Genomic DNA, 18,831 nt, shown 5'->3' on the forward strand with positions numbered 1-18,831 from the left:
GACTGGAATAATATGCTGCCGTAACGTAGACCCCATAATTTCGGTAAAACGGATCCGTCCCGAGCCGATAAATCAACGGCTATTTTTTTGTACTGCGTCCCTATTTGTACGAATTCTTAGCCAACATGCATTAGCCACCCGCTATGGATCAATCTGATAGCCCCAAAGAGCAAGCCGCTAACCCGCCGGTTCCCATCGTAGCTATCGGCGCATCGGCGGGCGGACTGGAAGCTATTTCCGACTTGCTGCAGCATCTGTCGCCCACCACCGGGCTGGCCTTTGTCTACATCCAGCATCTGAGCCCAACGCATTTAAGTCAGCTTTCGGGTATCCTGAGCCGGGTAACGACCATGCCCGTACGGGAAGCGAAAAACCGAATGCGGGTTGAAGCAAACCAGGTTTATATTATTCCGCCCAATAAGGATATGGAAGTGATCGAGGGGGTTCTGACACTGGCACCCCGTCGGCCGAAACCCGCCCTACATCTGCCCATCGATCAGTTTTTTGTTTCATTGGCCGAACAGCAGCGGTCCGCTTCCATGGCCGTAGTGCTCTCAGGTACAGCCAATGATGGTACCCTGGGATTAAAAGCCATCAAGGCCGCTGGTGGCATTACGTTTGCCCAGGACGAGACGGCTAAATTCCAGGAAATGTCCCAGTCGGCCCAAGCAGAAGGTGTTGTCGATAAGGTACTCTCACCCAGAGAAATAGCGGTAGAACTCGAATGGCTTAGCCGCCAGCCAGGTCTTTTTCAGCAAACGGCGCTGGCCGTACTGGATGAAAAGGCCCGACTGCATAAAGAAAGCAACGCCTATACGGATGGCGAAGACCTAAGCATACTCTTGCGGTTGCTAAGAGAAATTATCGGGATCGATTTCAGTCATTATAAAACAGCCACTATTCGGCGCCGGGTTCATCGGCGAATGGCACTCTATAAATTACCTGCGTTACCGGACTATACCGAGTATGTACGTCAGCATCCCACAGAAACGGGCCTGCTGTATAACGACTTACTCATCAACGTGACCAGCTTTTTCCGGGATACCGATACGATGGATTATCTGGGAAAGGTACTGCTGCCCCAACTGATCACAGATAAACGGGCCAATGCTACCTTTCGGCTGTGGGTTCCGGCTTGCTCTACCGGCGAAGAAGTGTATTCACTGGCTATCATGCTGCTGGAAGCCCTTGATAATCAGGAAAAATCTATACCTATACAAATTTTTGCCACTGATCTCAGCGAACGGGTCATTGGGCGGGCTCGCCTGGGTCGCTACAGCGCCAGTCAGATGGCGGGCGTTTCGCCGGGGCGGCTGAAACGTTTTTTTACGCGGGAAAACGATGAGTACCGCATTAGCAAAGTCGTTCGCGACCTCTGTGTATTTGCCAAACACAATGTATTTGTCGACCCGCCTTTATCTCGGCTCGACCTGATTAGTTGCCGTAACCTGTTGATCTATATTGACAATAGTTTACAGCGCAAAGCCATAGCGACCTTCCACTATGGCCTGAATGTTATGGGCCATCTGGTACTGGGTAAAGCCGAAACAGTGGGTTCTTCCATATCGCTGTTTACGCAGGTGGCAAAAAATCATAAAATCTACGTTCGCAAAAACAGCGGCACCCGTTCCGTTATCCCAATGGGGGAACAGGTTTACCAAGGCCCGGCAGACGATACTAGTACCTCCCGGAATCAGCCCATACAGCAGATTCCATCAATTCTGATACCCGTTGACCCATTAACTGCCTTGCCAATCCCCCCCAAGCGGACAGAAGATATTGAACGAGGGCCCATTTACACCGTTACTATGCACACACCTGGTCAACCCGACGATTTAGACCAACGCGTCGATGAATTGTTAAGCCGGTACACTCCAGCCTCGGTGGTTGTCAATAAGGATATGGAAATTCTCCGCTTCCGGGGATCGACCAGTCTTTTTCTGGAAGCCGCGCCTGGGCGTGTCAGCTTCAACCTATTGAATATGGCCCGGCCCGAACTAGTCTTTGATTTGCGCAACGCGGTTACCAAAGCCTATAAATCAGGCCAGCCAGTGTCAAAAACCGGATTGCAGATTCTGGTTCGGGATCAAACCTACCACGTAGCGATCAACGCCATTCCGTTTAATTCTCAACATCAAGAAGCCCTGATTCTGGTTCTCTTTGAGGAAGTTCCTCCCGTCGAGATTTCCCCGGCAATACCCCCGGATCAACTCCGCAACCGACGAATCAAGCAGCTGGAAGAAGAATTGGCGACGATGCGCGACGACATGCGCTCGATGCTGGAAGAACAGGAGACAGGCAGGGAAGAACTACAGTCGGCCAACGAAGAAATTATCAGCAGCAACGAAGAGTTGCAAAGCATCAACGAAGAACTGGAAACCAGTAAGGAAGAGATTCAGTCGAACAACGAAGAACTGCAAACCATCAACCAGGAGTTGCAGTTAAGCAACGATCAGTTGTCGGAATCGTACGATTATTCCGATGCTGTTTTCGGAACCATCCGGGAGGCAGTCCTGGTACTTGATCAGGACCTTCGCGTGCGCAGTGCCAACCGGGCCTTTTACAAAACATTCCGGGTTGAGGCCGACGATACCGTGGGGCGCCTGCTCTACGAACTGGGTAATGGCCAGTGGAACATTCCCGCCCTGCGCACATTACTGGATCAGGTTATTAACCAGAACGAGCCGATTACAGGCTACGAAATGAGCCATCATTTTCCTGAACTGGGCGAAAAAGTGCTACGGCTCAATGCCCGCATGGTTGTGCAGCACCAGGGCCAGTCGACCATCCTGCTCGCCATTGAAGATATTACTGACCATAAACAGGTACAGCGACTGCTCGAATTTTTGCAGAGCATTCTGACCCACGCCCCCGTAGCGATCCGGTTGTTCAGGGCCGTTCGCAACGAGCGCGGCACCATAGTCGATTTTCAACTCATACCATTGGCCGACGAGCGAGGAGGACAACAGGAGAAAAAATCGGTGGAAGAGTTGTACAAAACCAGTTATAAAGCCCTGTACAGCGATACCGAACAAAGCAACCTGTTTACGCAGTATATCCAGGTCGTTGAAACCGGCAAACCCCTGCAAGTGGAGATACCCTACGGGCAGGCCGATCAACCTCAGTGGCATCTGGTATCGGCCAGCCAGTTTGACGATGGCTTTTTGCTGGTCACCTCCGACATCAGCGATCGTAAAAAAGCCGAAGAAGCCGTACGGCAGCGCGAAGCCCAACTACGGAGACTGGTCGAAAACACCCCGGATGTGATTACCCGTTGGGACAAAGACCGGAAACTCGTCTTTGCCAATGGCGCTTTCGAGGGGAAAACCGGTTCGGCCAATCCAAGTTTACTGGGCCTCACGAACCTGGAGATAGGACAACCCGAATCGATAGCGATTCCGTATATGACCAGTTTGCAGGAGGTGCTTGACAGTGGACAGCCCAAAGACCATTATTATTTTTATCCCCAGCCTGGGGGCACTGTTTTCTTTTACTCCAGGATGGTTCCTGAGTTGGGAACGGATGGGTCGGTAGAAGGGGTGCTGGCCATTGCCCGCGACATTACCCAGCTCAATGAAGCCAAAGAGCTAAAACAGGCGTACGAAACAATTCAGCAGGCGGCCCTGGACCGGCAGCAGCAGACGGATCGGCTACAGACCATCCTCGATTCATCGCAAACGGCCATGTTTACGCTGACGCCGATGTACAGCGAAACCTCAACCGGAGCGCCTGCTCAACTGGTTGACTTTTACTTTCAGACGGTTAATCAGGTCCTGGCCGCGTATATAGGACAACTCCCGACGACCCTGCCTGATACACCAATCAGCCGCTGGTTTCCCAGGAATGAACACGCCGATAACCTTTGGGACCATTGTTGCCACACGTACCTTACCGGCCAGCCCCAACGAATTGAGTGGCATCATACCAGCCAGGAAAAGGACCGGTGGCTGGATATGACACTCACCCGCGTAGGCGACGAGTTACTGGTTACCTTTTCCGATTTTACCGAACTCAAACAACTCCAGCAACAACTCGAACGATCGGTGGCTGAACTCCAGCGGTCCAACACCAGTCTGGAACAGTTTGCGTATGTGGCCAGTCATGATTTGCAGGAACCGCTGCGTAAGATTCAGCAATTCGGCACTATCATTCAAGCCAACTACGCGGCCAACCTTGGCGAAGAAGGGGCCGATCTGATTGGCCGGATGCACTCGGCAGCAACCCGCCTGCAAACACTCATCAAAGATGTGCTGGCCTACTCGCGGCTGGCGCCTAAACGCGACGCGTTTCAACCCGTTAACCTGAACAGCATCATTAATGACGTTTTACTGGATATGGAAAACGTTATCACCGACCAGCAGGCTATCATCACCGTAGACTTCCTGCCAATAATAAAAGGAGACCAGGCCCAGTTGCGGCAGTTATTCCAGAACCTGATTAGCAATGCGCTCAAATTCGTTGCCCCCGAACGCCCCCCCCAACTTACAATCTCATCCCGACCGGTAGCAGAGCAAGAGGCTGGAACGTTACCTATACTGCACCCCACCGTTGCAGATCAGCCATTTCATTTAATCGAAGTGAACGATAACGGTATTGGTTTCTCTACGGATCAGAACGAACGTATTTTTCAGGTCTTTCAACGGTTACACGGCAAATCAGAGTATGCCGGAACGGGTATTGGCTTAGCCATTGTACAGAAGGTTGTGGATAACCACCAGGGATACATCAGCGCGGAAGGGCACCCTGGCGAAGGGGCTACATTTCGAATTCTGCTGCCCGCCGATGCCTAACCAACGCCTACTCGTTAGGGTTGACGGGTCCCATTTTTAGGGCTACGACCCATTGCCGGACGCAGAAGTATAAAGGTGAGTAACCAAAGAATGGCCGGGAGTATAACAAGGCCATAATCGGGCGAATAAGTAACCGACATAAAGTCATCAACGGACTCGTCATGCAGGGCGTTTAATAAATCGGACGGTTTCAGGGCGTCAAAGTCATCGTGGCTAATGGGAATGACGCGTTCCTGCTGCTGATACCGGATGGTCGCCTGGTAATGGTACCAGTTAATGCTGGAATGTCGCGTATTACGTCGATTATAAGCTATTCGCTGGGTAGCCAACACTTTAACGGACACGGGACGGCCAGTCGCTTTTATATGCTGGTAATAGAGCAAATACGCCCAAGCATCATACGTAAAGAAAATAGCCGCGATAACCAGCTCCGCTATGAACACAAACCGGGCTATATCCTGCAAAAACGGGATGGGAATGAGCGTTACGATAAAGCCGGTTATAAAGAAAAAAGAAGCCGTGGAAAGGAGTAAACACAAGAGTAACAATTTCTTCTCATTGGTAAATTCACGAACGGTTGTCCAGCCAATCAGGCGGGATTTGCGTTTCGACTGATCGAAACGAACCTCATCGCCGGGTTGTCTAAACGCTTCGTATCCAGCATGATACAGCAACTTAACCCGATCGCCTGCGCCAACATACGCGCTATCCATCACAAACCGGGTCGTGTACGCTTTGCCCCGGTAGGTAAAGGTGAGGTAGGTACTGTGGCTCAGGATGTCCCGCCACGACCGCTGATTCTGGTCGGCCTGCTCAACCCTCACCGAGACAAGCTGCCCTTCTTTCGTAAATTCACTCTGTAGGGTGGCATCCTGGTAAATCACCCAGAATCCCCAGGTGGTAACACCCAGAATCACGGATATAATCAACGATAGAAGGAAGCTGTACAAGCGACCTAAGGCGGTAAAGAGTTTTTGTACCATCAGTGACCAGATAGCCTAAAACTACCGTTGTTTACGATGACAATTCTTTCGGTTTCTTCGGTGAGGGGTCAAGTAGCGTCTGATTAAAAACAGCTCTTCTAAAACAAAAAATACCGCTGCGCCAGCGGCAGAACAGAGACTGGTTCGCAGGTAATGGGCTGACCGTCAACCTTCACTTCGTAGGTTTCTGGATTTACGTCGATCTGGGGCGTAGCGTCGTTGTGAATCAGGTCTTTTTTCGAAATGGTTCGGCAATTCTTCACCGGCAGCACCATCTTCTGTAAACCGTATTGTTGCACGATTCCTTTTTCCAGCGAAATCCGGGAAACGAATGTCGCACAGGTCTTGTACAGGGCTTTGCCGTAGGCACCGAACATATGCCGGTAAATGACCGGTTGCGGGGTCGGAATGGACGCATTCGGGTCGCCCATTTTACTGGCGATAATCATGCCGCCCTTAATGATCATTTCGGGCTTGGCCCCGAACATGGCTGGATGCCACAACACCAGATCGGCTAGTTTCCCCGCTTCCAGTGACCCCACATAGTCGGAGATACCGTGCGTGATGGCGGGGTTGATCGTGTATTTCGCTACGTAGCGTTTCACCCGGAAATTATCATTTTTATTTCCTTCATCTTCCGGCAGAAAGCCCCGCTGCTTTTTCATTTTATCGGCGGTTTGCCAGGTACGGGTAATCACTTCCGCCACGCGGCCCATCGCCTGCGAGTCGGAGCTCATCATGCTAAAAACGCCCATATCGTGCAGGATATCCTCAGCCGCAATGGTTTCCGGACGGATGCGCGAGTCGGCGAACGCGACATCTTCCGGCACCGATTTATCCAGGTGGTGGCAAACCATCAACATATCGAGGTGCTCGTCGATGGTATTTATGGTGTAAGGGCGCGTTGGATTAGTTGACGACGGCAATATATACGGGTACATAGCCGCCTTAATAATATCCGGAGCGTGCCCCCCACCGGCCCCTTCAGTATGGAATGTGTGAATAACCCGACCATTGATGGCACTGATGGTATCTTCCAGAAAACCCGACTCATTCAGTGTATCGGTATGAATAGCGACCTGAATGTCGTATTTATCAGCCACTTGCAGAGACGCATCGATCACGGCTGGCGTTGACCCCCAGTCTTCGTGAATTTTCAGTCCCAGCGCGCCCGCTTCAACCTGCTCTTCGAGGGGGGCCAGCGTGGCACAATTCCCTTTGCCCATAAAGCCCAGATTCATCGGAAACGCATCGGCAGCTTCCAGCATTTTCTGAATATTCCAGGCACCGGGTGTAACGGTGGTGGCGCTGGTGCCATCAGCAGGGCCTGTACCACCGCCCATCATAGTGGTGATGCCGCTGAATAAAGCATGGTCGATTTGCTGCGGACAAATGAAATGGATATGCGAATCGATGCCGCCCGGCGTAGCAATTAACCCTGCACCGCCGTGAACTTCGGTCGATGCGCCGATAATCATGTTGGCATCGACCCCATCCATCGTATCGGGGTTTCCAGCCTTCCCAATGCCGACGATTTTGCCGTCTTTCAAACCAATATCTGCCTTTACGATACCCCAGTGGTCAATGATCATCACGCTGGTAATGACCATATCCAGCACGCCTTCGGCACGGGTGGCCGTGGCCGACTGCGCCATGCCATCACGAATCGTTTTGCCCCCACCGAATTTGGCTTCGTCGCCGTAAACGGTATAATCTTTTTCAATTTCGATGATCAGATCCGTATCCGCCAGACGCACTTTGTCGCCCACCGTTGGACCGTATAGATTGGCATATTTGATTCGACTGATGGACAGGCTCATATTTTTTTGTCTTTAAAGGGGTGAACGGCTACTGCGTTGGCGGTCCAACTGCGCCATCGCTTTTTGTTTACTGGCCTCCGTGGTCGTGTCGCCGTTGGTTAAGTTATTGAATCCATACACCCGCCGGTTTCCACCCAGCGTGACCAATTCCACGTCTTTTTCTTCGCCCGGCTCTAAGCGTACGGCGGTTCCGGCTGGAATATTCAACCGCATCCCAAACGCTTTCTCGCGGTCGAATGCTACTTGTTTATTGATCTCAAAAAAGTGAAAATGCGAACCAATTTGTACGGGTCGGTCGCCCATATTGACAACGGTTAGCGTCACAGTAGGTCGGCCCACGTTACACTCAATCGGTTCGGCGGCAAGAATATATTCTCCTGGTATCATAGTGATCGGTGGTTTTGGTTTACCGGATCGGGTCGTGAACAGTGACCAGTTTGGTGCCGTCGGGGAACGTAGCTTCGATCTGAATCTCGTGGATCATTTCGGCAATTCCTTCCATAACATCCTCGCGGGTTAAAATCGTCGTGCCGTATTGCATCAATTCGGCTACTGATTTCCCGTCGCGGGCGGCTTCCTGTAGTTGACTGCTGATGAGCGCGATGGCTTCGGGATAGTTCAGTTTAAGCCCCCGGGCTTTTCGCTTTTCGGCCAGTTCGCCCGCCAGAAACAGGAGTAGTTTTTCAGTTTCGCGCGGTGTCAGGTGCATAAATTAAGAAGGGGGTTACGCTGATTTAGAGCCAATATAAGCTGAAATAGAGTTTATTACTATGGCGACTCACCCTGCGTTCTTCACTTGAATAATCTGTCCCGCAATACTTACCGCAATTTCTTCGGGTGTCTGACTATTGATGGCCAGGCCGATGGGCGAATGAATTCGGTTTAATCGGTCATCGCTGATACCTTCCGAGCGGTAGTCGCCAATCAACTTTTCAATTTTGGTCTTGCTGCCCAAAACGCCGATATACCTGAATTCTTTGGTCAACAACGCTCTGACGGCCAAATCGTCGGTGCGGTAGCCGAATGTCATGACCACCACGTACTGATGCGGGCCGGTCGGAATCTGTTCGGCGAGTTCGCTGTATGTATTGACTATTATTTTTTCATGATCTGCCTTGTTAAGCCGCATCGTATGTAGGTCCGGGCGGTCGTCGAAAACGCGGATGTAGAAATCCATCCGGCTCATCAGTTCGGAGAGCGCCAGCGCGCAATGCCCTCCGCCGATGATAAAAAGCTGGTTTTTATAGCCGATTTTTTCCTGATACAGCCAGTCACGATCCGACTGCATCCTGAACTGATAATCGACTTCGGGCAGTTGATCGGCGGCAAATTTTATTCCGGCAGGCGATAGGTCGAGCAAGCCATTTTTGTTCTGGTCAAGACAGGCGATGATTCCGCCAATGGCAACGGCATCGCTCGGCTGGATTCGATACAGCAGAATCGTTTGGTCGCCGGAGCAAATCATGCCGCTTTGATTTTGGGCCGCGCTTTTGTCGTGATACTGCGTTCGGATGGAAAATTCAGACTCAGGCTGAAACGCCGGACTATGTTTCAGCTTTTCTTTCGCCAACTCCACAAACTTGTGCTCCATAATGCCCCCGCCAATGGACCCTTCCATCTCGCCACCCGCGTTGACCACCATCATAAATCCCTGCCTTCCGGGACTGCTGCCGTGGCTTTCCAGCACATACAGCAACATGACCGGCAGGTTCTGCTGAAGGCTTTTATGACTTAACGCCCAGGGTAATAGCTGTTTGTTCATTCGGTACGGTATCTCCTTTTACAGACCTGTCGTATAAGGCCAGCAGGACTTTTTCGGGCGTCATGGGGGCATCAAAGGGAATGATAGCCGCTGGATTAAAGGCTAAAATCGCGTTGCGCAACGCGAAATAGGCACCAATGCCGTACATCAACGGGGGTTCGCCCACGGCTTTAGATCGAAAAATGGCCAGGTTATCTTGTTGAGTTTGTAGGAAGTCAATGGCGATTTCTTTCGGAACCGAATAAATATCCGGCACTTTGTAGGTAGACAAGGCATTGGACCGCAGTCGTCCCGCTTTATCGAACACAACTTCCTCCATCGTCATCCAGCCGACTCCCTGCACGATGCCCCCTTCAATCTGCCCCCGGTCAATGAGCGGGTTCATGCTGGCTCCGAAATCATGTACGACTTTAACGGCATCCAGTTCATACGTTCCCCGCAGGCAGTCGACGGTTACCTCAACGATGGCCGTACCGTAAACGTGGTAGGCAAACGGGTGACCTTTTTCTTTGGCTGCATCATAATGAATCTCTGGTGTCGCATAGTGGGCGTGTTCTGACAGGCTAACCCGCTTGGCGAAAGCTGCCATGACCAGCCGTTTCCAGTCCCAATCCGTTTGCTGATCGCCAACGTAAACCCATTCATCCTTCAGAGAAATACCGTCTATATCGACCTGCAATTCATCGGCCGCAACAGCTCTTAGCCGGTTGACAATGTCCGTGCAGGCAATTTGTACAGCCCGCCCGTTCAGGTCGGCGGTGGCGCTGGCGGCTGAAGGCGATGTATTGGCAATACGATACGTGCTGGTTGATAGCAGTTTAATACGCTCCGTCTGAATAGACAACACCTGAGCGGCTACCTGTACCATTTTGGTATTGACGCCCTGCCCCATCTCGACCGCGCCGGTACTGACGCCCACGCTCCCGTCGGTGTACACATGTACCAACGCCCGCGCCTGGTTCATTCGGGTATTGGTGAACGAGATGCCAAAACAGACCGGCATGAGCGCAATACCCTTCTTATACACTAGGTTAACAGTGTTAAATGAGGCAGTCTTGCTCCGAATTGTGTCGATTTCGTATAACGTTACCGCTTTGTCCCAACAGGCATGGGCTTCACTCTCGGCTTTCTGTCCATACGGAAATTCATCACCGGTTTTGTTCAGGTTTTCTGCCTGAATAACAGCCGCATCCACCCCGAGAGCTTCGGCGGCTTTGGCAATGGCGGCTTCAATGACAAACATTCCCTGCGGTCCGCCGAAGCCCCGAAACGCTGTGTTTGGCGGTAAGTTAGTCCGGCAGCAATAAGCCGTGGCCGTTACGTTCGGAACAAAATAAGTGTTGGTGCAATGGAACAAGGTTCGCTCCATCACTGCCGGAGACAGGTCGGCAGCGGCACCGGCATTTTGGTAGAACGTAGCTTCGTAGGCAATGATCTTAAGATTTTCATCGAGCCCAATCTTAAAGTCGGACGAATACGGGTGGCGCTTGCCGGTCATGGCCATATCCTCCATCCGGTTCAGCGCGTACTTGACGGGTTTTTTCAGCACATGAGCGGCCAGCGCACACAAAGCCGCCCACATATTGGCCTGATCTTCTTTCCCGCCAAAACCACCACCCAGACGCGTCACGTCTACATCGATCTGGTGCATCGGCAAACCCGACGACCGGGCCACGGCCCGTTGCACCGCCGTTGGTCCCTGTGTAGACGAGTACAACTTTATACCATCATTCTCCTGCGGAATGGCGTAGGCTCCCTGCGTTTCGATGTATAAATGTTCCTGCCCTTTGGTGTCGGCAACGCCGTCAAAAATGTAAGCGCATTGCTCCCAGGCCGTAGCCGTATCGCCCAGCCGGAACGTTCGCGGACGGACGATTAAATGACCCAGTGCCTGCGCGTCGCGGGGGTCCGTGATGACGGGTAACGGGTCAATATTGACCGTTATTTTCTTGATAGCCGCTCGGGCAGCATCATCTGTTTCAGCTAGTATGAACGCGATAGGCATGCCGCAATAATGAACGTGATGTTCGGCCAGCAATGGCTCATCGGGAACGATTCCGCCAATCTGGTTTTCGCCGGTTACGTCTTTATACGTCAGAATCCGCACAACACCGGGCATGGCTTCGGCTGCTGTCAAATCCAGGTGCCGAATGATACCGTGTGCAACCGGCGAACCGAATGCGGCCCCGAACAACGTACCGCGAACCTCCGGAATATCGTCCAGGTAGATCGATTCCCCCCGCACGTGTGTTCTGGAATCTATATTTTTCATTTTTGACTTACCGTTTTTACGTGTGGTGTCAGATTCTTAAATCTGACACCACTCAATGTAATAACTTAATCATCCAACCAGCAACCGCCGAACATCCAACGCCGGAAATAGCTTTATAAAATGCGCTTTGATTAGTTGACTGAGCAGCAGTCGTTTATAGGTTTCCGTTCCACGGGCGTCGCTGATGGGTGCGATTTCTGTCTGGGCAATGGCCGTTGCTTCGTTAATCAATGCCTCGGTCAACAGCTTTCCGGTTAGAAACTCAGCCGTTTGGGGTAGTTGTTTCGGAATGGGCGCGACACCTCCGGCAGACAGTCTGACGTTGGTGATGACATCGCCCTCAACCGTGATGCTGATGGCCGAGTTGACGCTGGCAATATCGAGGTGCGTTCGTTTGCTTACTTTCTCGAAATTGAACCGGGTGTTTTTATCGGGCAAGTCAAACTGGATTTGTTCCAGGTATTCGTCGGGTCGTTTGTCGAGTGTCTTATAGCCTATGTACAAATCACGAAGCGGTAGATCTCTGTATACATTTCCACCGCACAAGGTTACCGTAGCATTTAGCGCCAGGAAGAAAATCGTAAAATCGCCGATGGGTGAGGCATTCATGAAGTTGCCGCCGATCGTCGCCATGTTCCGGATAGGCGTTGATGATATCAGCGTTGTATACTGGTTAAACTCAGGAAAGTATGTCTGCATAATAGGCGATTCGATCAGGTCAGTTACCGTCGTTGACGGACCGATCAGGCATTGATTCCCTTCCTGCTTAATTCCATTCAAGTCTGGTTGATCGAACAGAAATTGGATGGACGCATCCTTGATTTCGTCGTGCTTCTGCACATACACATCCGTCCCACCCCCGACGCGCTGAGCGGCCGGATTCTCATTGGTCAATTCTCCATTCAGGTGTAACAATAATGTCTGCAAGCGTTCCTTCATAGTAAAAAAGTACGAAGGCAGAATGGCCTGTTTCACCGCAAATTTTACGGGGTCTTCGTCCTGACGCTGCACCAGCAAATGAGCGACCCGAGTGGCCGCCCGTTCAATGGATTTATAGCCAGTACACCGGCAAATGTTGCCGTCAACGGCGGCAATGGCATTTTGTGACGTTGGTGCTTTTTTACTCAGGCAAAACCCCGCCATCGACACGACAAAACCGGGTGTACAAAATCCGCACTGCGTCGCCGATTCATCGGCCATCGCCTGTTGCACCGGGTTGAGGTCGTCCATGTTGAGACCTTCGATGGTGACAATGTGTTTGCCATGCGCATTTCCCAGCGGCATCAGGCAAGATGTGGCCGTGCGGTAGCGTAATTCGCCCGTTGAAAGTTCGCCAACGATCACGGTGCAGGCTCCGCAGTCACCTTCGCGACAACCAATTTTCGTGCCGGTCAAATATTGATTATAGCGAACAAAATCAAGTAACGGCGTACCGTGGGGCATGGCCGTACTGACTTCTTTGTTATTTAGGATGAATGATATCAAGAGTATAAATCAATTGTCTTTAAGTGTGTTAACCTATGGCAAAGTTTTGAATTTTGTCATAGGCTGACAGATGTTATAATACTTCGGCGGGTTTTTCTTCCAATTTCTTCTTTTGATCTCCAGTCGGTATCAGCAGATTGAGTAACAAAGCGACTAGTCCACCGGCCGAAACACCCGATTCCAAAAAGGTCTGCACGACGGTGGGGAGTGATTTTAGCCAGTCTCCCTGCGACGGAACGCCAATGCCGACACCCAGCGAAATGGCGGCAATCAACGCATCCCGCTGCGACAACCCGCCCGATACCAGTAGGCGCAAACCCGATACGGCCACTAAGCCGAAAAGCATAATGGCCAGAGCACCCAGTACGCAGGGCGGCATGACGGTAATCCAGCGGCCAACGGGTGGAAACAGTCCCAGGCAAAGCAGAATGATCGCCATAATCCAGCCAATCCGTCGGGCAGCAACACCGGTCATTTGGATAACCCCGTTGTTCTGTGCGTAGGTGGCGCTGGGAAAACCGCCGACCAGCGCCGAACCAATACAGGTAAGTCCGTCGGCTAAAACACCCCCCCGAATTCTGGCCCAATGATCAGGCCCATCGGTCGGCAGGCCAGATAGTTGAGAGGTCGCCGTAATATCGCCCATCGCTTCCAGCACGCAGACCAGATAGATAAACGAAAAGGGAAATAGCAACGCCCAGTTGAAAGCCAGACCATGAGGGAAAAGCTGTGGCACTGTAATCCAGGAATCATTACCCGAAGCCGGACTTTGCAGCCAACCCATTACGCCACAAATCGTATAGCCCGTGACTACGCCAACCAGCACCGCGGCCATTCGTGCCCAGGCTTTTCCAATCGACTGGGCAACAACTATAACCGCAATGACGATCAGGGCCACTAGCCCGCCACTCCAAACGGGTGCGCCTTCAACGGGTAATCGGGCAATGCTTCTCATACCTGTAGGAATCAGCGAAAGACCAATAAGCAACACAACAATCCCCGAAACCAATGGGGTAAATACGCGTTTTAGTTTTGGCAGAAAAGGAGCCAATGCCAGTTGTACGGGGGTTCCGGCCAACGACATGCCTACCATGAGCGGGAGCCCGCCCGTTGTGCCAGCCTGGATAAGTGGGGCGAGAAACGCAAAACTTGTGCCGGTAATGCTAAGCAATCCAGAGCCAATGAAACCAAAGCGCATCGTTTGCAGGAATGTCCCCAGCGCCGACGCGACCAATGCCATACTAATCAGGTAAGCGGTATCCTGCGGGCTGAAAGGCAAAATACCCGACAAAATCAGGGCTGGTGTGATGGTTCCGACAACCATAGCACCCACCTGTTGCAAACTCACCAGGAGCGCCGGAATCAGGGGAACCTTGTCTTCCAGGCCGTAAACGAGACGGATAGGTTGCGCGTTAACGTGTTCGCTCATAGAGGTAAAAAGGAGAATGATGAATTATGTTCCAACTAGTAATCATCATTTATCACCGCGCGGGCGGCCCCGTCATAATTTTGTTAGTGGTCGTTCAGCGGCAATCCGCGACGTTGAAATTCCTTCCAGTTCACATATTCGTCGCCTTTGCGTTGCTCCACCATCGTGATACAGCTATCGACGGGACAGACTAATTTACACAAATTACAGCCAACACACTCATCTTCCTTAATAGAATAGGTGTTGTAGGGGTTGCCGAACGTTAGATTAATGGATTGGTGAGATGTGTCTTCGCAAGCGATATAGCACAAGCCGCAATGGATGCACTTGTCCTGATCGATGTTGGCGACGATGTGGTAATTGATATCCAAATCCTCCCAATGCGTGATGGTGGGCACCGATTTACCAACGAAATCATCGAGGGTTTTGAAGCCTTTTTCATCCATCCAGTTGTTCATCCCGTCGCACATGTCTTCGATAATGCGGAAACCGTGTTTCATGGCAGCCGTACAAACCTGCACGTTCGATGCACCCAGCAGCATAAATTCAACCGCATCTTTCCAGGTGCTGACACCGCCAATACCCGAAATCGGCAGTCTGGCCGTCATTGGGTCCTGAGCAATAGTCGTCAGCATTTTCAGGGCGATTGGTTTAACGGCTGGCCCGCAGTAACCGCCATAAACAGACTTCCCGGCAACGTATGGATTGGGAACAAACGTGTCCAGATCGACACCCGTTATCGACTGAATGGTGTTGATGAGCGACAGCGCGTTCGTGCCACCCTCGACCGCAGCCCGACCCGTCGGCACCACCGAATGAACATTGGGCGTTAGTTTGGTGATGACCGGAATCGTGGCTTTCTCCATCACCCATTCCACCACCGTTTTAGCAATTTCGGGGTCCTGCCCCACAGCCGCGCCCATACCCCGTTCAGTCATGCCGTGCGGACAGCCGAAGTTGAGTTCGAGCCCGTGAGCACCCGTATCTTCCACCTGAGCAATCAGTTCGTGCCAGCTCTCCCGGGTGTTATCGGCCATAAGTGACACAATCATCGCCCGGTCGGGGAACAACCGAACGCATTCGGCAATTTCGCGTAGGTTAATAGCGAGTGGTCGGTCGGAAATAAGCTCGATGTTGTTGAAGCCCATCATCTTGGTCCCGCCATAATCGACCGCCGAATACCGGGACGATACGTTTTTGACCTGACTACCCAATGTTTTCCAGACGACACCCCCCCAACCGGCTTCAAAGGCTCGTAGTACATTATATTGTTTATCCGTCGGTGGGGCGCTCGCTAACCAGTATGGATTGGGCGATTTGATGCCGAGGAAATTTGCGCTTAAATCCGCCACGTTTTAAAGAGTTGAAGTGATATCAGGTTTTACCGTAGTGTCAGGTTCTTAAACCTGACAAGAAAGGACGGTACGCCCGATCGGGCGTACCGGTTGCGATTCTCAAAACCTTGTTAAAAAATATACGCAAGGTTCCTCGGAACCTTATGTGTCAGGTTTGAGAACCTGACACCACTGGATGCATAAAATTCAAAATCGCCTTTGCGCCATCTTTTCCGGCTTGTACAGCATCGACAACTTCTTTGCCGCCATTTACGCAGTCGCCACCGGCAAAGACTCCCGGAATGTTCGTAGCGCAGTTGCTGTCAATAGCTATTTTGCCGTTCCAGTTAGTAAGCTGATTCCGGCTAACCAGTTCGTCAAATGGAACCTGACCAGTAGCTTTAATGACCATGTCAACGGCCAACGTGATCGTTTCGCCCGTTTCAACCGGCGACCGACGACCACTGGTATCGGGCACACCCAATTCCATAACGCTGCAAATTAGTTGTGTAACCTGGCCGTTTTCGCCCTTGATTTCTTGGGGAGCCGCAAGCCAGATAATAGAGCAGCCATCTAATTTAGCCAGGTTTAACTCGACTTCGGTGCTGGGCATTTCGGTCTGAGTACGTCGATAAACAATGGTTACCTCTTTAGCACCCAGTCGTTTAGCCTGCGTAGCCGCATCAATGGCCGTCATACCTAACCCAATGACCGCTACTTTGTCGCCAATAGGTACGGACGGATAGCCCTTTTCACGGATGTCGTAAATAAACCGAATGGCATCTTCGACACCCGAGAGATGTTCGCCGGGAATGTTCAACTGCCTCGCCACGCCAACACCGATACCGATATACACAGCGTCGTAATTGGTTTGCAGCTCGGCTAAGGAGATAGTTGAGCCTAATTCCTGATTGTACTTGATCTCGATACCACCCAACGAGGTAATAAAATTTACCTCATCTTCACAAAATTCGGGCGTCACTTTATACGCGGCAATGCCGTAGGTCATCAGGCCGCCCCCTTTGCTTTCTTTTTCGTAAATTGTTACGTCAACTCCCTCACGGCTAAGCACATGCGCACAGCTTAATCCTGCTGGCCCTGCTCCTACCACCGCTACTTTCCTACCCGTGGATGGTTTGCGCTGGAACAACGGCCATTTGTGCCCGATGGCTTTTTCGGTGGAATACCGTTGCAGTTTGGCAATTGGAATGGGGGGTTCCTCCAGAAAATTATAGACGCAGGAGCCTTCGCATAATTTCTCTACCGGGCAGACTTTTGAGCAGCCTGCCCCCATGATATTGGCGTCAAAAATTGTGTACGCTGACCCTCTGATGTTATCGGTGGTAATCTGCTTGATGAACTTGGGAATGTTGATGCTTGTCGGACAGCTTTTTATGCAAGGCGCATCATAACAAAAGAGACAGCGATTTGCTTCCACCAAAGCCGCTTCCCGTGAGTCGAACGGCGGGTGAATGTCGCTGAAGTTTTGCTCGTATTGTTCAGCCGTTAATCGATTGTTGATGATGGCCACGTTCTTTTAATTAAGAGTGAAGAATGTAGAGTGAAGAATAAAAATTATAAATGGACTTTTTACTCTACATTCTTCACTCTTAACTCAAGTTTTTCTTTTAAGAGATTCGCTTGTGCAGTTTTTTGAATAGATCCCAAAATTTTGACTAATTCTTCGCAATCAGATAGCATCGACTCAAATGTCTTTTTATCAAGATAGTCAGTTGTTCCTAATAATCTCAACCAATATCTTGTTTCGCGAGCCTCTTTATAGGCAATTCCTATTTTAGCCGTAAACTCTTTCTTTGTTAGTCCACCACTTGCCTCTTCAACATTAGAGCCAATACCAGTTCCACTTCGTAAAACCTGATCTGCCAGGGAATAGATGCGGTGTTCTTTACACAGCCATTGATACATACGAATAACACGTACAGAAAACTCAAAAGACTTAACCTGAATAATACTTTCTTTCTCATGCATAATTACCAGGCATTTATTATTCACTCATCATTCTTAACTCTTCACTGCTCTACAGTTCGACCAATTTGTCATACGTTTCCGGGCGTCGGTCGCGGTAGAATTGCCAGACGTTGCGGACTTCCTCAATCATATCCAGATCGAATTCGGAAATCAACAGTTCGTCTCTGTCTTCAGAAGCCGTAGCGAAAATCTGACCACGTGGGTCAACGAAATACGATGTGCCGTAGAACCGACCAAGATTCCAGGGTTTTTCTTCACCGACGCGGTTGATGCAACCCATAAAATAACCGTTGGCTGCGGCATGGGCGGGTTGTTCGAGTTTCCAGAGGTACTGCGACAAACCAGCCACCGTTGCCGATGGATTGTAGACAATCTCGGCCCCGTTCAGTCCCAGGCAACGTGCACCATCGGGAAAATGACGGTCGTAACAGATGTACACCCCTACTTTTGCGTAACGGGTCTGAAAAACGGGATAGCCTAAATTGCCCGGTTTGAAGAAAAATTTCTCCCAGAAACCCGACGTATGCGGAATGTGATTCTTGCGGTATTTACCCAGGTACGTCCCGTCGGCGTCAATGACAGCAGCCGTGTTGTAGAGTACCCCAGCCTGTTCTTTTTCGTAGACGGGTACAATCATTACCATGTTGTACTTTTTGGCGTACTCGGCCATCCGGTCGGTGGTTGGACCGGGAACGGTTTCCGCTGACGCGTACCACGCGCTGTTCTGACCGGGACAGAAATACGGCGTATTGAAAATCTCCTGTAAACACAGAATCTGCACGCCTTTCTGACCGGCTTCTTCGATGAGCGGAATATGTTTCTGCACCATCGCTTCCTTAATTTCCTCAATCGTGCCTTCGCCCTCGGTCTTAGGCAAACTCATTTGTATGAGTCCAGATTTAATAATTCGTGGCATGTTTAGTTCGTGTTTAAAACGTTTACGTGGTGTCGGCGGGGTCGCCCGTGC

General features: G+C 51.0%; 13 protein-coding genes. 1 reads left to right on the plus strand and 12 read right to left on the minus strand.

Annotated elements, in window-relative coordinates; translation table 11 throughout:
* Positions 1 to 143: 143 nt before the first annotated feature.
* Complete coding sequence (locus ACFS25_RS12025; protein WP_381500507.1) at positions 144 to 4,790, plus strand: chemotaxis protein CheB; 4,647 nt, start codon at positions 144 to 146, stop codon at positions 4,788 to 4,790.
* A gap of 14 nt (positions 4,791 to 4,804) precedes the next feature.
* Here the strand turns inward: ACFS25_RS12025 and ACFS25_RS12030 are convergent, their stop codons facing one another.
* The 12 genes from ACFS25_RS12030 to ACFS25_RS12085 all read right to left on the minus strand — a co-directional run.
* On the minus strand, positions 4,805 to 5,773 hold the full coding sequence (locus tag ACFS25_RS12030) for a hypothetical protein (protein WP_381500510.1): 969 nt from the start codon (positions 5,771 to 5,773) through the stop codon (positions 4,805 to 4,807).
* A gap of 98 nt (positions 5,774 to 5,871) precedes the next feature.
* A complete protein-coding gene (gene ureC / locus ACFS25_RS12035; protein ID WP_381500513.1) occupies positions 5,872 to 7,593 on the minus strand; it encodes an urease subunit alpha in 1,722 nt (573 codons plus the stop codon).
* 12 nt (positions 7,594 to 7,605) lie between these two features.
* Positions 7,606 to 7,980 (minus strand): urease subunit beta, encoded by a 375-nt coding sequence (locus tag ACFS25_RS12040; RefSeq protein WP_456242998.1) that lies wholly within the window; start codon positions 7,978 to 7,980, stop codon positions 7,606 to 7,608.
* A gap of 19 nt (positions 7,981 to 7,999) precedes the next feature.
* Entirely contained in the window at positions 8,000 to 8,302 is a 303-nt protein-coding gene (ureA, locus tag ACFS25_RS12045) for an urease subunit gamma (RefSeq protein ID WP_381500517.1), read from the minus strand.
* 69 nt (positions 8,303 to 8,371) lie between these two features.
* On the minus strand, positions 8,372 to 9,355 hold the full coding sequence (locus tag ACFS25_RS12050; RefSeq protein ID WP_381500521.1) for an XdhC family protein: 984 nt from the start codon (positions 9,353 to 9,355) through the stop codon (positions 8,372 to 8,374).
* Positions 9,318 to 11,627, minus strand: a complete 2,310-nt coding sequence (locus ACFS25_RS12055) for a xanthine dehydrogenase molybdopterin binding subunit (protein WP_381500524.1) — start codon at positions 11,625 to 11,627, stop codon at positions 9,318 to 9,320. Before ACFS25_RS12055 ends, ACFS25_RS12050 begins: the two co-directional genes overlap by 38 nt.
* 69 nt (positions 11,628 to 11,696) lie before the next feature.
* Positions 11,697 to 13,112, minus strand: a complete 1,416-nt coding sequence (locus tag ACFS25_RS12060; protein ID WP_381500527.1) for an FAD binding domain-containing protein — start codon at positions 13,110 to 13,112, stop codon at positions 11,697 to 11,699.
* A gap of 73 nt (positions 13,113 to 13,185) precedes the next feature.
* Positions 13,186 to 14,541 (minus strand): uracil-xanthine permease family protein, encoded by a 1,356-nt coding sequence (locus tag ACFS25_RS12065; RefSeq protein WP_381500529.1) that lies wholly within the window; start codon positions 14,539 to 14,541, stop codon positions 13,186 to 13,188.
* Positions 14,542 to 14,624: 83 nt separating this feature from the next.
* A complete protein-coding gene (preA, locus tag ACFS25_RS12070) occupies positions 14,625 to 15,893 on the minus strand; it encodes an NAD-dependent dihydropyrimidine dehydrogenase subunit PreA (RefSeq protein ID WP_381500531.1) in 1,269 nt (422 codons plus the stop codon).
* Between the two features lie 151 nt (positions 15,894 to 16,044).
* Positions 16,045 to 17,406, minus strand: a complete 1,362-nt coding sequence (locus ACFS25_RS12075; RefSeq protein WP_381500533.1) for an NAD(P)-dependent oxidoreductase — start codon at positions 17,404 to 17,406, stop codon at positions 16,045 to 16,047.
* Between the two features lie 59 nt (positions 17,407 to 17,465).
* Entirely contained in the window at positions 17,466 to 17,864 is a 399-nt protein-coding gene (locus tag ACFS25_RS12080) for a four helix bundle protein (RefSeq protein WP_381500535.1), read from the minus strand.
* 49 nt (positions 17,865 to 17,913) lie between these two features.
* The coding region (locus ACFS25_RS12085) for a nitrilase-related carbon-nitrogen hydrolase (RefSeq protein ID WP_381500537.1) at positions 17,914 to 18,831 on the minus strand (918 nt) is incomplete at its 5' end.

Origin of the sequence: Spirosoma flavum (genome assembly GCF_042686045.1) — a bacterium.
Taxonomy (GTDB): Bacteria; Bacteroidota; Bacteroidia; order Cytophagales; family Spirosomataceae; genus Spirosoma; species Spirosoma flavum.

Bases quoted from the DNA above. Each gene is read 5' to 3' on its own strand.
- ACFS25_RS12025 (WP_381500507.1), top strand. From the start codon at position 144: ATGGATCAATCTGATAGCCCCAAAGAGCAAGCCGCTAACCCGCCGGTT.
- ACFS25_RS12030 (WP_381500510.1), bottom strand. From the start codon at position 5,773: ATGGTACAAAAACTCTTTACCGCCTTAGGTCGCTTGTACAGCTTCCTT.
- ureC (WP_381500513.1), bottom strand. From the start codon at position 7,593: ATGAGCCTGTCCATCAGTCGAATCAAATATGCCAATCTATACGGTCCA.
- ACFS25_RS12040 (WP_456242998.1), bottom strand. From the start codon at position 7,980: ATGATACCAGGAGAATATATTCTTGCCGCCGAACCGATTGAGTGTAAC.
- ureA (WP_381500517.1), bottom strand. From the start codon at position 8,302: ATGCACCTGACACCGCGCGAAACTGAAAAACTACTCCTGTTTCTGGCG.
- ACFS25_RS12050 (WP_381500521.1), bottom strand. From the start codon at position 9,355: ATGAACAAACAGCTATTACCCTGGGCGTTAAGTCATAAAAGCCTTCAG.
- ACFS25_RS12055 (WP_381500524.1), bottom strand. From the start codon at position 11,627: ATGAAAAATATAGATTCCAGAACACACGTGCGGGGGGAATCGATCTAC.
- ACFS25_RS12065 (WP_381500529.1), bottom strand. From the start codon at position 14,541: ATGAGCGAACACGTTAACGCGCAACCTATCCGTCTCGTTTACGGCCTG.
- ACFS25_RS12080 (WP_381500535.1), bottom strand. From the start codon at position 17,864: ATGCATGAGAAAGAAAGTATTATTCAGGTTAAGTCTTTTGAGTTTTCT.